Source organism: Kribbella sp. CA-245084 (assembly GCF_050942355.1).
In the GTDB taxonomy this organism is placed as follows: Bacteria; Actinomycetota; Actinomycetes; order Propionibacteriales; family Kribbellaceae; genus Kribbella.
The window spans coordinates 4,189,870-4,202,777 of sequence record NZ_CP192053.1 but is presented as its reverse complement, the minus strand read 5'-3'; the positions used below and the strand labels follow the sequence as shown (position 1 = coordinate 4,202,777).

The window sequence follows — 12,908 nt, the reverse complement described above, 5'->3', positions numbered from 1 at the left end:
GCTCAGGTCTTCGCCTTACGCGCCCTCGGCTTGCGGGCCACCGGATGCCCGCCGTTGCCGTTGCCGTTGCCATTGCCGTTGACCTCGGTCTCAGGCTCGGCTGCGAACGGGATGAACGGCATGGTGAGCGGCAGCGCCGCGAGCCGCATCAGCAGCAGGACGTTGTCGTCGCCCGCGGTCTTGTTGAGTCGAAGGCGCCCGCAGTTGGTGCACCTGTGGATGAGGACCCAACGGCCCTCGCCGCGGACCGTGACCGCGATCGGCTCCATGCCGCCGGAGCACTCGGCCTTGCGATCGCCCGGCACGTTGCGGTCGAGATGACGCGACCACAAGCAACTCGGGCAGTGATTTCGATGGGTGGTTCCAGGGGCGTCGAGGGAGACCTCTACGCCGCAGTGTTCACAACTGAACGAACGTGCGAAAGCCAAACCGATGAACCTTTCAGAGCAAAGCTGCAGGACAGAACAGACATCGGCTCTCCTCCTCCCGGTCCGCACCGGCCGGTCCGGCGCACCAGCCTCCTAGCAGATCAGCCCGCGCCCGCCTCGGTCAATCGATTAACTGCCGGCCTCGCGCGGTTAGTTGCCATGAGCAACTTCACGACTCCGGAATCGCCTTGTAAATCAAGCGATTGACCCTCAATCCAAGGTCCAGATTTTCGAGACGTTCGAGTCCGACACGCCGTTTCAAGCCGCGAACCCGGGGGTAGATCGGGAAGATCACGGGATGGACAGGCTCGGGGACGGAAAGTAGGAGGACACTCTTGTCAACGCAGTACTCGTCGGTGCGTTACGCCGACGACCCGGAGCACATGTCCGTCGCCTTCGAGGAGCTGCCGTTCCGAGCCGGATAGCCAAGCCCCATGGATGCCTACGCATTACAAAGCAGCTGGGACCGCGTGTCGGCGTACGGAGATCAGGTAGCCCTGTACTTCTACTCGCACATCTTCGTGTCTCATCCCGAGGTGCGGGCGATGTTCCCGCTCTCGATGTCGAACCAGCGGGACAAGTTCGTCAGCGCACTCGGCCGGATCGTCAGTCATGCCGACCAGCTCGAGAACGATGCCAACTTCCTCCAGCACCTCGGCCGTGACCATCGCAAGTACGCCGTCGTCGCAGAGCACTACAACGCCGTCGGCGCCTCGCTCTGCGCCACCCTGAAGCACTTCCTCGGGCCCGAATGGGACGAGGACCTCGCCGCGCACTGGACAGCGGCGTACCAGGTGGTGGCGCGGATCATGGTCGAGGCGGCCGAAACGTCGGAGGAGTCCAGCCCCGACTGGTGGGACGCCGACGTGATCTCGGTCGAACGGCGGACCATGGACCTCACCCTGCTGAAGGTCCAGCCGCGGCACGTGTTCCGGTTCCGCCCCGGTCAGTCGGTCTCGATGGAGATACCGCAGCGGCCGAAGCAGTGGCGGTACTTCAGCCCGGCCAACGCCCCACGCGCCGACGGCTCGATCGATCTGCACGTGCAGCAGATCGACGGCGGTCAGGTGAGCCCGGCCGTGGTCCGGACTCTCAAGGCCGGCGACACCGTGCGGCTCGGCGCCCCGATCGGCGAGCGGTTGACCCGGCGGGAAGGTGACCAGCGGGAACTGCTGATGGTCGCCGGCGGCACCGGACTCGCTCCGCTCCTGGCCGTCCTCGAGCAGGTCGACAACGAGTGGACGCGCACCGGCAACGGACCGCTGGTCCACCTGCTGCACGGCGTACGGCTGCCCTGGCACCTGTACGACCGCCCGCGGCTCAAAGCGCTGGCCCAGGACCGGTCCTGGTTCGACTACACCGAAGTCGTGTCCGACGACGCCTCCTACCCCGGCACTCGCGGGAAGGTCGGCACGGTCGCGGCCCGGCAGATTCTCTACGGCCGGACGGCGATGGTGTGCGGCGGCCCGCAGATGGTCGCGCACACGCTCGAGCAGCTGGCCGCCGCGGGCATGCAGCCCGAACACATCAAGTACGAGCACTTCTACTACGCAGCCGCGGGTGAGCACACCGTGGCGCCGGCACTATCAGGTCAGGAGACGACACGTGACGCCCAACAGCCACCGCCAAGGCTCGCCGCGTTATCAGACACCCCGCTCGATCCGGGAGGAGACGTTCCGACGCAGGATGCGGGGACTCGACGCCGACACGGTCTACGGATACCTCGGTCAGCTGGCTGACCAGGTCCAGCAAACAGAACGGGAGCTCGGCGAGACCCGGACCCGGAACGAACGTCTCCAGATCGAGCTCCAGCGCGGACAGGCGGAGCTTCAGCGCGTCCAGGCCGAGCTGGACCAGTACGAGCAGGCCGGCGAGCGGGTCAACGACCAGGTCGTCCAGATGTTCAGCCAGGCCCAGCTCGTGGTCGAGGAGATGGTCCAGGACGTCAGCCGGGACGCCCGGGAGCGGATCGGCCAGGCACGCGCGCACGAGCGCCGGATCGTCGCCGACGCCATGGACACGGCCGGCGAGCAGGTTCGTTCGTACGCCAAGACGGCGCAGGCGCATATGCAGTCGATCGTGGACTCGTTCGCGACCGAGGTCGACCAGCTCGGGAGCAAGGCTGTGCCCGGCGAGCCGGTCGTCCAGCACGATTCCTTCTTCGACAACTCCGGCGACTGGCAGACCCGCCGTCCAGGTACCCCATGAACCCCGACAGGTCGTGGGGCAAGGCTCCGCGGGCCGGCCGGCGGGCCTCGCCCGGCCCGGGGCGGATCCGGGCGCGGACCAGCCACCCGGTCAGCAGGCCCGAACCGGGGCCGAGTCCCGACAGCAGCGACACCGAGATGGTTCGGGCGGCAGCCAAAGAGTTCCTCGAGCTCTTTCACGCCGAGAACCCGAAGACCGGCTGGATGGGGCCGCGGCTCGCCGCGGTGATGCGCGAGATCGACCTCACCGGGACGTACTGGCACACCCCCGACGAGCTGGCCTTCGGCGCCCGGGTCGCCTGGCGCAACAACGCCCGCTGCATCGGCCGGCTGTACTGGCGCAGTCTGCAGGTCCGCGACCTGAGAACGGTGTCCGACGCTCGCGGCGTCGCCGGGCACTGCTTCGACCATCTGCGCGAGGCCCACAACGGCGGGAAGATCCGTCCGATGATCAGCGTGTTCGCTCCCGAGACGCCGTCCCGCCCCGCGCCCAGGATCTGGAACGAGCAACTCATCCGGTACGCCGGGTACGAGCAGCCGGACGGACGCGTTCTCGGCGACCCTCGCTACCGAGCCTTCACCAGCGAGCTCATCCGGCGCGGCTGGCGGCAACCCGACCGTACGGGCGCGTACGACGTACTCCCGCTCGTGGTGGAGACCGTCGAGGAGGGGCCGCGGATGTTCGAGCTGCCTATCGAAGCCGTCCACGAAGTCCCGCTGGCGCACCCCGAACTGCCCTGGTTCGCCGACCTGGGCATGCGCTGGCACGCCGTGCCCGTGATCAGCAACAACCGCCTCGTCATCGGCGGCATCTCGTACCCCGCCGCGCCCTTCAACGGCTGGTATATGGGCACCGAGATCGGCGCCCGCAACTTCGGCGACACCGATCGCTACGCGATGGTCCCCGAGGTCGCCGAGCTGATGGGCCTGGACACCACCGACGAGACCTCGTTATGGCGCGACCGCGCGCTGGTCGAGATCAATCGCGCCGTGCTGCACTCGTTCAACCTGAACGGTGTCACCATCACCGACCACCACACCGAGTCCCGCCGGTTCCTCATCCACGTCGAACGCGAGGAACGAGCCGGCCGCCAGTGCCCCGCCGACTGGACCTGGATCGTCCCGCCGATGTCCAGCTCGCTGACCCCGGTCTTCCACCGCTACTACTCCCCCGACCTCCAGCTCCCCAACTTCTTCACCGACCCCGCCGCCACCCACCGCTCCCTCCACGGCACACCTCCCGCCTTCCACCGGAGTGGCTTCTAGACGTGCCCGGAATTGACCAGGGTGACGTCTTGACGAGCAGTTCTGCGCAGTGGCTAACTAGCTGGAACCGCCCCGCCTGAGGAGACTCGATGCGCCTTCTCCTGTCCGCCCTGCTTGCCCTTACCTCTCCCCTGGCCTTGGCCGCGCCGACCGCGACCGCCGTACCGCCTGCTGCTCCGACGATCAGTCCTGCACCACAGCAGGTCGTTGCGCGCAGCGACGGGTTCCCGATCACGCCGGTGGTCGGGTTGGTCCGTACGTCGCGGTCCGACGCGGACGCCGAACGCGTCGTACGGGCGGCGCTGGCTAGTGCTGGTGTGAAGACTGTGCGTACGACGGACGGCAGCGATCCAGGCACGCCGACGACCATCTGGCTCGGTCGTACGTCGTCCGTACTGTCCGCGCTCCAGGTCCAGGACAGCACCGGGCTACCCGCCGAGGGATACGTGCTCGCCGCTGGACGCGATCGGCATGACCGCGCCCAGATCGTGCTCGACGGCGTCGACTCCGACGGCACGTTCTACGCCGCGGAGTCGCTCGCACAACTGGTGGGGCGGGCAGGGCGCTGGATGCCTGGGGTCACTGTCCGGGACTGGCCGACCATGCGGTACCGCGGCTCGATCGAGGGCTTCTACGGCACGCCGTGGTCGCAGGCCGATCGGCTGGACCACGTCGACTATCTCGGCGCGCATCGGATGAACACCTACGAGTACGCGCCGAAGGACGACCCGTACCACCGCGAGCAATGGCGCGATCCGTATCCGGCGGACAAGCTCGCACAACTCGGTGAGCTCGTGACCCGCGCGCGGCAGAACAAGGTCGACTTCACCTTCGCGCTCTCCCCCGGCCTATCGATCTGCTACACCTCCGAGGCCGATTTCCAGGCGCTGACAGCAAAGTTCGAGTCCCTCTACGCGCTCGGTGCGCGGTCGTTCAACGTGCCGCTCGACGACATCGACTACAACACCTGGCACTGCGACGCGGACCGCGCGAAGTACGGGACCGGCGGAGAGGCGGCCGGGCGGGCGCAGAGCGATCTGCTCAACCGGATACAGCGTGAGTGGGTCGAGTCCAAGCCCGACGTGGCGCCGCTCCAGATGGTGCCGACGGAGTACTACAACGTCAGCGAAACGCCGTACAAGAAGGTACTGCGGGAGAAGCTCGACCCAGCCGTCGTCGTGCATTGGACCGGCGTGGGAGTGGTCCCACAGACGATCACCGCGGCGCAGGCGGCTCAGGCGAAGGCCGTGTTCGGGCACGACATCCTGATCTGGGACAACTACCCGGTCAACGACTACGCCGCCGGCCGGTTGCTGCTCGCGCCGTACACCGGCCGCGAACCGGGCATCGCCGAGGACGTCGTCGGCGTGATCTCCAACCCGATGAACCAGGCGGCCGTGAGCAAGGTTGCGTTGTACTCGTTCGCCGAGTTCGGCTGGAACCCTGCGCGGTACGACGCCACGCCGGTCTGGCTGCGCGCGATCGCGGAGCGGGCCGGCGGCGATCGGCGTACGGCGGATGCCCTGCGGGTGTTCGCCGACCTCAACACGTACGACGGGACGCTGCATCCGGAGAGCGCACCGGTCTTCGGGGCGGCGGTCGACTCGTTCTGGCAGCAGTGGCAGGACGGACAACGCACCCAGGCAATCGCGGCGCTGCGACCGCGAGTGAACGCGATTGTCGCGGCGCCGGCGACGATACGAGCAGGTGTCGTCGATCCGGCCTTTGCCGGGCAGGCGGAGTCGTGGCTCAAGGCAACGGAACTCTGGGGGCAGGCGATGAGCCGCGGCCTGGACCTGTTGGCTGCGCTCGAGGCGGGCAACGGTGCGGCCGCCTGGACCGCGCGTCAGCAGATGAGCGCGCTCGTCACCTCGGCAAAGGCCATCCGCGACAGCCGGGCACCGCATGACGGGACGTATCCGCGGATCGGTGAACGGGTCGTCGACGAGCTCATCGCGGAGATCGGCCGGGTGCACGACCGCTGGCTCGGGGTCACGCCTGGAAAGTCGGCGACCACGAATCTGGGCACCTATCAGGACAACGTGCCGGCTCGGATGGTCGACGGCGATGAGAACACGTTCTTCTGGAGCAACGGGGCGCCTGGTCCGGGCTCGGAGGTGCGGGTCGATCTCGGGTCGGCGGTCCAGGTCAGTGACATCGCCGTACTGATGGGCAAGTCGGGGAGCCCGGACGACTACATCCACTCGGGTGCGCTGGAGTACTCCGTTGACGGCACGCGGTGGACCGAGCTCACGCGCGCGACGACTGCCGAGGTGCGGTTCACCGCGCCGGCGGGGACTGTTGCGCGGTACGTCCGGTACCGGTCGTTAACGGCGAGCGACTTCTGGCTGGTGGTGCGGGAGTTCTCGGTGTCGACCGTGGGTGGGAACGTGACGACGTTGACTGCCAGCGGTACGCCGGCGCCTGCTGCGGGGTCGTCGTACCAGCGGGCTGTCGACGGCTCAGTGGACACCGCCTACGTGCCTGCCACGGCACCGGCTGCCGGCGATGCGTTGGTTGCCACGTTGTCGGCGCCGCGCTCGCTGTCCCGGCTGACTGTTCTGCAAACGTCTGTGGGCATTGCCGATGTCGAGGTCCAGGTTGGTGGCGCGTGGAAGCGGGTCGGCCGGGTGTCTTCGGCGTACGCCGAGGTCCGCGTCGGCGATCTCGTGGTCGATGCCGTGCGATTGGTGTGGACAGGCGGCAGCCCGGCGGTCGCGGAGCTCGTACCGCAATGGACCGACACGCCATTGGTTGCCCTCAGCACCAGTGCGGACCGGGTCGACGTGGTTCGCGGCCTCCGCACGAGCCTCGCCGTCACACTCGAGGCCGGCGGCGACGTAGCCGGGACCCTGCGCGTCGCGGCGCCACCGGGATGGACCGCCCCGGCCAGACCCATCACGCTCAAGCGCGGGCTCCCTCAGACCGTCGTCATCAGTCTGACGCCACCCGCCGACGCACCGTTGACCGACGTCGATATCCCCGTCTCGTTCGCCGGCGCCGGGACCGTCATACGCGTCGCGGTCCGGCCGCCTACCTCTTCCGTCAACATCGCCGTCCACCGCCCGGTCGTTGCCTCAGGCACCGAGCCGGGGACCGCCTTCACCGCCGACCTCGCCGTGGACGGCGATCCCGCCACGCGCTGGGCCTCGGCGTACGACGACGCGTCCTGGCTCCAGGTCGATCTGGGCGCGTCGACACACCTCGGCAAGGTCGTGCTGCGCTGGGAGGCGGCGTACGGGTCGGCGTACAAGATCGAGGTCTCCGACGACGCCACCACCTGGACCACGGCGACGGAGGTGACCGACGGCGACGGCGGCACCGACACCCTCTGGCTGGACACGACCGCTCGCTATGTCCGTGTGCAAGGCGTCCACCGAGCGACGCAGTACGGCTATTCGCTCTATGAAGCGGAGGTCTATCCCGCGGTCTGAGACGCAGCGACTGCCAACTGGTCGACGAAGTCGTTCATCTCGTGGCCGGAGTGGCCTTTCACCCAACGGAAGGCCACGTCGCCGCGCTCCGTCACCAGCTCGACCAGCGGCTCCCACAGGTCCCGGTTGGCGACCGGCTTCTTGGCGGACGTCAGCCAGCCACGCTCGAGCCACCCTTGGTGCCAGCGGTCGCGAAAACAGTTCACGACGTACGTCGAATCAGACACCACCAGCAGCGGCCCCGCGTTGTCCCGCACAGCCTCGAGCGCCGCCCGAATCTCCATCCGCTGATTCGTCGACACCACCTCGGACCCAGCGGCATACTCCACCTTCGACAACGCCCAGGCCCACCCACCCGGCCCCGGATTCCCCGAACAAGCCCCATCGGTGAACACAGACCGGGCCCCAACAGGCACCGCCATATCAGCCGGCCGAGCCCGCCGCACACGAGTAACAGACATCCGAGCACCCTACCTCTGCGTCCACACCCTGGCGGCGCACGCTAGGACACATTCTTGACGAGCCAGCGCGACAGTGGGCGGAGCTGGTGGAAGGCGGCGAGTACTTGGTCGGCTGCGGCTGAGGTGTGGATCCAGTCGTCGCAGCCGAGGGGGCGGGTTGCGATGAGCGACCTGTGTCGCAGCAGGTCGGCGCGTGGATGGTCGGTGGGATGGCCGCGTAGCGGGCGTTTCAGTAGGTCGCCTGTGATCGTGAACCCGTCTCGCTCGAGGTTCCGGATGATGGCAACCAGCCGTGGCCCCTGGCCGGCATCCGCTACCGCGGCCCGGTAGCGCTCGATCTGCTCCGACGGCGCATACCACCACGCCACGCCGACCTCGAGCCCGTCGAGATCGAACCGGACCCCAAGCTCGACGTTCCGAGCCAGCCGGACGATGGCCCGCTGTCGTTGCCACGCATCCAGCAGGACGTCGCCGTACCCCCAGACCGAGAAATCCTCGTACTCCGGATCCGCGTCCGCCACCGCGTTCAGCAACCCAATCATCGGCCGCCGAACCAACTCCTCCCGCCCCCGCCGGCACTCCCGCCGAACCTCAGCCGAAGGCTCCCCCTCAAGCTGCAACAACACATCGAAAGCCGACCTCGGCCAACCATCGAACCCCGCAGTCACGACAGTGCGTCGGGGTCGCGTCGGTGAGCGAGGCGTTCTAGTTGGCCGGTGTGTACGTCGTTTACCCATGCCCAGCCGGACTTGGGTGAGGGGCCGATGCGGGGGTCGGTCAGTTCGCGGGCGTCGTGTAGGGCCTGGACGTAGGTGCGGTCCTGGGCGATTCGAGTGCGTAGTTCGTCCGCACCGCCTACGGAACCGTGGCCCGGTACGACGAACTGCACGTGGGCCGCCACCTCGTCGAAGAGTCGGAGCGCCGCGAGGTACTCCTCGATCGGGTCAGGCTCGCCGGTCACGTCGAGCATCGGGATGAGGACGTCCGAAAGCATGTCGCCGGCGACGAGGACGCCGTGGTCCTCGATGAACAGAGCGGCGTGGCCCGCGGCGTGGGCCTGATGTTCGATGATGCGGACTTGTGGGCCGTCCCAAGGGAGCTGGTCGGTGCCGGTGGGTAGACCGCTGATGAGGCCGAAGAGCTCCAGCGGGGTCTCGTCCACGATCTCCGGCGGCATCGCGCCCGCGACGCGCGTCTTCCAGTCCGCGTTCTCCAGCAGACCCTGGAGATCAGCCGCACATGCCGCCGTACCGTAGCGGGGTACGTCGCCGAGGTCGGGGTGCCAGAGGACGTGGTCCCAGTCGGGATGCGTCGCGAAGCCTGCGACAACAGGCTCGCCATCGAGATCCTTCGCGAGGCAGGCCATTTCGTCGCCGGTGATTCCGGGGTCGACGAGCAGTACGCCGGCCGTGCCTCGTACGACGATGGTGTTGTTCTGGAGCAGCTCGCTCTGGTGGACGCGTACGCCGTCCGCAACTTGCCTCAGCATCAGCTGGCCTCTTTCAGGATCGCGTAGCGGTTCATCGTGACACCCGATCCGAACGATTGCTGGTCGAGCAGTTCGAGGTCGATCGGTAGGTCGTAGTCGTCGAACAGCGGCCGGCCGAAGCCGAGGATCGCGGGATGAGTCGTCAGCTGCAGTTCGTCGAGCAGCCCGGCGCGGAGCAGTTGCGTGGCGAGCGCCGCGCCGCCGACCGCGATCGTGCCTTCGGTCTCGGCGCGCAGTACGGCGAGCTGCTCGATCGCGTCGTCTCCCCCGATGATCCGGGTGTTGTGATCAGCGCTGTGGCGGGTTCGCGAGACGAGCACCTTGGGAGTGGCGGTCCAGATCTCGCCGTACTCGCGCATGAAATCGGGCAGCGACGCGTCCGCGCGGGATCGCGGCCAGTACTCCTCCATCACCTCGTAGACGACACGTCCGTGGACGATCATCGCGAGCTGCCGCGTCTGCGCGTTGAACACGCGGTGCAGTTCTTCGTCGATGCGCAGCCACTCGCCCGCGCCGTTGTCCCCGGGCACCTGCTCGATCCGCAGGTCGAGGGACACGTTCATCGCATACACGAAGCGGCCCATCTTTCCCCCTCTTCCGACTAGTGCTTGCAATCTGCAATCACTATTATGGCGACGCCCGGACCTGTCAAGGAGGAGACGTGGAACCACGGTCAGGCTGTCCGATCAACGCAGCCGTCGAGGTACTAGGCGATCGCTGGTCGTTGCTCGTACTGCGCGACGTCATCTTCAGCGACCGCCGTTACTTCCGGGCACTGCTCACCGGATCCACCGAAGGCATCGCCTCGAACATCCTCGCCGACCGTCTGGTCCGCCTGGTCGAGGCCGGCCTCCTCAGCCGAGGCACGGCAGCCCGCGGCCAACGCGCGCAGTACAGCCTCACCGAAGCCGGCATCCAGACCTTCCCCATCCTCCTTGCCCTAGGCAACTGGTCTCTCACCTGGCGCCCCGCCACCAACGAACTCCACGCCCGCCAGCAGTTCATGCACGACCAAGGCTCGCCTTTCATCGAGGCCCTGATGGACGACCTCCGCACGCGCCACCTAGCCGCCCCACCCAAGCCCGGACCAACCCCATTCGAACGCCTGGAAATGCAGGTCGAATGACGACCAGCTCGTCAACGCCGATCGACGCGTCCGGTGAACTCGATGATGGCGTCGGCCAGTCGCTCGGGAGCCTCCATCGCGACGTAGTGACCGACTCCGTCGAGCGACACCGAACACACTTCGCTCGCCGCGGCCTGGGTCATGGTGGTCAGGGTGAAAGAGCCTCCGACCGCGAGAACTGGCACGTTCAGCCCAGGCGTCCGGGCGAGGGCCGTGATCTCGGCGCCCTCCCGCAGCATCGACCGGTACAGGCCGACCGCTCCACGCCAGCCGTTCGCCCGTCCGTAGGTTCGGGCGAATTCGTCGAGGTCGGCGTCGGTGATCGCGCCAGGGATCGCAGTCAGCGTCGGGAACAGGAACTGTCCCATGAACTCCCGCTCGCGCCCTGCCAGCAGCATCTCGGGGATGCCGGGTGCGGCAAGAACCCCGATATACCAGACGCCGCCATGGGTGATGTCGGCCAGCGCCTCCATTCCGAATCCGGGCAGCCCCGTCTCGATCGCAGTCAGGCTGAGTACGTCGGCGGCGTACGTCGTCGCGAGGCGGAACACGCTCGCCCCGCTGATGTCCTGCCCGGTGAGGTGGACAGCCCCGACGCCGAGGTGCTCGATCAGGCGGTGCAGATCCTCGGCGACGGTTGCACTGTCAGGCGACCCCGGCCCGGAGTCGCCGAAGCCGCGCAGGTCGACGGCGAACACCCGGTGATGCGCAGCGAGAAGCGGGATGACCCGATGGAAGGCCCACCAGGTCTCGGGGAACCCGTGGACCAGCAAGATCGGGGTTCCGGCGGATCCGGCGGCGACGTAGTGCAGCGTGGTTCCGTTCACCTCGACCTGGTGATGGGTGACCCCCGGAATCGTCGCGGCAGTCAGTACGGCATTCATCGGCTCTCCTAGAGGTCGACAACCTGGTTGCCCAATTATTAGGCAACCAGGTTGTCGACTGCAACCCGGTCTCACCTCCCGTACGCTGCTGCCATGTCCCGCTCCGGTGCCGATCTCGCGCTGCTGCTGCTGGGCGGCTTCCGTTCGCTGGTGGACGATGCGACCGACCAACTGGCCCAGCGCGGATACCACGACGTACGCCCCGTCCACGACTTCGCCATGCGTGCCATCGCCGCGGGCGCCGACAACGCCGCGGAGCTCGGGCGCCGCCTTTCGGTCTCCAAACAGGCAGCCGCGAAGACGATCGCGGTCCTGCAGGACCGCGGCTACGTGACACGCGATGCCGATCCTCTCGACGGCCGCCGCAAACGCCTCCAGGTCACCGACCTCGGCCTCGACGTACTGCGCCAAGGCGAGCAGATCTTCGACGACCTGCGCGACCGTTGGGAGCAGCAGATCGGATCCAAGGAACTGGAACGCCTGGAGAAGCACCTGTCGACGCTCATCGGCGGCAGCCCCATCCGCTTCGACACCCCCGCCTGGATGGCCCGCGACCTCGGCGAGCCGTCCTAAGTCATGGTTTGCGGGCGAGGACCGCGCCGTTCGCCCCGGGCGCCTCGAACGACACTGTCTGGACGTCGACGAAACCGGTGACCTCAAGCCATTGCTCGTACTCTGCCGCCGTGTAGTTGCGGCCGACCGTTTCCACCAGCATGTTCAGGCTCATCAACGCGGCGGCAGGCGGTCCGGTCTTCTCGTCGTTGACCAGCAACTCACTGATCACGATCCGACCGCCGGAAGGCAAGGCAGCAAAGCACTTCCGCAAGATCGCCAGGTCCTGCTCGGGCGTCCAGTCATGCATGATCATCGACAGCAGTACGACGTCATGCCCCGTCGGCAGCTCCGCATATTCGAGGAAGTCGCCCGGGGCGACCACGATCCGGTCGTCAAGACCTGCTGCGACAAGCTTCGTCGAGGCGATCTCGCAGACCGGCGGCAGATCGAACACCGTTGCCCGCAGGCTGGGATACCGCCGGCACAGCTCGATGTCGTACGCACCAGACCCGCCGCCGATGTCGAGCAAGGCGGTCGAGTCGGACAGGTCGACGTACGCGCCGAGTTCGCGCGCAGTCAGCGTCGAGAGCGCGTGCATCGCCTCCCAGAACAGTGCCAGCAGCTCGGGATCCTCGCTGTCGAACAAGTGCGCCTGCTTGTCGGGATCCCAGCTCGTCGGCCGGTTGGTTCGGACCGCCTCGGTCAGCCGGCCCCACGCCGGGTAGAGCCTGCGGTCGAGCATCCGCACCCAGCCGCCGAAGTGGAAAGCCTTGCCAGGAACGAGAAACTCCTCTGCCAGCGCACTGTTCACATACCGCCCGTCCCGGCGCTCGAGCAACCCGACAGACGCGCATGCTGTCACCAGCAACTCAACGGGCCGCGCGTCGACGCCAAGCAACTCGGCAAGCTGATCGACGGTGTGACCATCGGTGCCGGACAGACAGGCGAATAGACCTAGTTCGTGTGCAGAGGCGAGCGCCTTGAAAGACCAGAAGCCGATCGACAGCTGCATCAGCGGCAGAGGCGAGACAACTGCGTCACGGGTGTTGTCCATGAAC

At 67.4% G+C, this 12,908-nt stretch carries 13 protein-coding genes; 6 read left to right on the top strand and 7 right to left on the bottom strand.

Going from position 1 to position 12,908, the window contains the following annotated elements; translation table 11 throughout:
- Window positions 1–2 precede the first annotated feature (2 nt).
- Window positions 3–497: an RNHCP domain-containing protein gene (locus tag ACQPYH_RS20165; RefSeq protein ID WP_432893473.1), complete on the bottom strand. Its 495-nt coding sequence runs from the start codon at window positions 495–497 to the stop codon at window positions 3–5.
- 365 nt (window positions 498–862) lie between these two features.
- On the opposite strand from ACQPYH_RS20165, the gene ACQPYH_RS20160 reads away from it, so the two are divergent.
- The 4 genes from ACQPYH_RS20160 to ACQPYH_RS20145 all read left to right on the top strand — a co-directional run bounded on the left by ACQPYH_RS20160 (window position 863) and on the right by ACQPYH_RS20145 (window position 7,335).
- Window positions 863–2,167, top strand: coding sequence for a globin domain-containing protein (locus ACQPYH_RS20160; RefSeq protein WP_432893470.1), 1,305 nt, complete (start codon window positions 863–865; stop codon window positions 2,165–2,167).
- Window positions 2,115–2,636, top strand: coding sequence for a DivIVA domain-containing protein (locus tag ACQPYH_RS20155; RefSeq protein ID WP_432893468.1), 522 nt, complete (start codon window positions 2,115–2,117; stop codon window positions 2,634–2,636). Before ACQPYH_RS20160 ends, ACQPYH_RS20155 begins: the two co-directional genes overlap by 53 nt.
- Window positions 2,633–3,901, top strand: a complete 1,269-nt coding sequence (locus tag ACQPYH_RS20150) for a nitric oxide synthase oxygenase (RefSeq protein WP_432893466.1) — start codon at window positions 2,633–2,635, stop codon at window positions 3,899–3,901. Before ACQPYH_RS20155 ends, ACQPYH_RS20150 begins: the two co-directional genes overlap by 4 nt.
- 89 nt (window positions 3,902–3,990) lie before the next feature.
- Window positions 3,991–7,335: a beta-N-acetylglucosaminidase domain-containing protein gene (locus tag ACQPYH_RS20145; RefSeq protein WP_432893463.1), complete on the top strand. Its 3,345-nt coding sequence runs from the start codon at window positions 3,991–3,993 to the stop codon at window positions 7,333–7,335.
- Here the strand turns inward: ACQPYH_RS20145 and ACQPYH_RS20140 are convergent.
- The 4 genes from ACQPYH_RS20140 to ACQPYH_RS20125 all read right to left on the bottom strand — a co-directional run bounded on the left by ACQPYH_RS20140 (window position 7,320) and on the right by ACQPYH_RS20125 (window position 9,869).
- Window positions 7,320–7,796, bottom strand: a complete 477-nt coding sequence (locus ACQPYH_RS20140) for a ribonuclease H family protein (protein ID WP_432893461.1) — start codon at window positions 7,794–7,796, stop codon at window positions 7,320–7,322. The genes ACQPYH_RS20145 and ACQPYH_RS20140 overlap by 16 nt on opposite strands.
- A gap of 41 nt (window positions 7,797–7,837) precedes the next feature.
- The gene (locus tag ACQPYH_RS20135; RefSeq protein ID WP_432893458.1) at window positions 7,838–8,338 is read right to left on the bottom strand and encodes a DUF2461 family protein; all 501 of its coding nucleotides are present in this window, start codon (window positions 8,336–8,338) and stop codon (window positions 7,838–7,840) included.
- Between the two features lie 122 nt (window positions 8,339–8,460).
- Complete coding sequence (locus tag ACQPYH_RS20130; RefSeq protein ID WP_432893455.1) at window positions 8,461–9,285, bottom strand: MBL fold metallo-hydrolase; 825 nt, start codon at window positions 9,283–9,285, stop codon at window positions 8,461–8,463.
- Window positions 9,285–9,869 (bottom strand): dihydrofolate reductase family protein, encoded by a 585-nt coding sequence (locus tag ACQPYH_RS20125; RefSeq protein ID WP_432893452.1) that lies wholly within the window; start codon window positions 9,867–9,869, stop codon window positions 9,285–9,287. The genes ACQPYH_RS20130 and ACQPYH_RS20125 overlap by 1 nt, the downstream gene beginning before the upstream one ends.
- Window positions 9,870–9,946: 77 nt before the next feature.
- Here ACQPYH_RS20125 and ACQPYH_RS20120 point away from each other — a divergent pair, with 77 nt between their 5' ends.
- Window positions 9,947–10,411, top strand: coding sequence for a winged helix-turn-helix transcriptional regulator (locus tag ACQPYH_RS20120; RefSeq protein WP_432893449.1), 465 nt, complete (start codon window positions 9,947–9,949; stop codon window positions 10,409–10,411).
- Between the two features lie 11 nt (window positions 10,412–10,422).
- Here the strand turns inward: ACQPYH_RS20120 and ACQPYH_RS20115 are convergent, their stop codons facing one another.
- Complete coding sequence (locus ACQPYH_RS20115; protein WP_432893446.1) at window positions 10,423–11,295, bottom strand: alpha/beta fold hydrolase; 873 nt, start codon at window positions 11,293–11,295, stop codon at window positions 10,423–10,425.
- 93 nt (window positions 11,296–11,388) lie between these two features.
- Between ACQPYH_RS20115 and ACQPYH_RS20110 the strand changes: the two genes are divergently transcribed.
- Window positions 11,389–11,868, top strand: coding sequence for a MarR family winged helix-turn-helix transcriptional regulator (locus ACQPYH_RS20110; protein ID WP_432893443.1), 480 nt, complete (start codon window positions 11,389–11,391; stop codon window positions 11,866–11,868).
- A gap of 1 nt (window position 11,869) precedes the next feature.
- Here ACQPYH_RS20110 and ACQPYH_RS20105 read toward each other — a convergent pair whose 3' ends face one another.
- The gene (locus tag ACQPYH_RS20105; RefSeq protein ID WP_432893440.1) at window positions 11,870–12,904 is read right to left on the bottom strand and encodes a methyltransferase; all 1,035 of its coding nucleotides are present in this window, start codon (window positions 12,902–12,904) and stop codon (window positions 11,870–11,872) included.
- Between the last annotated feature and the right edge of the window lie 4 nt (window positions 12,905–12,908).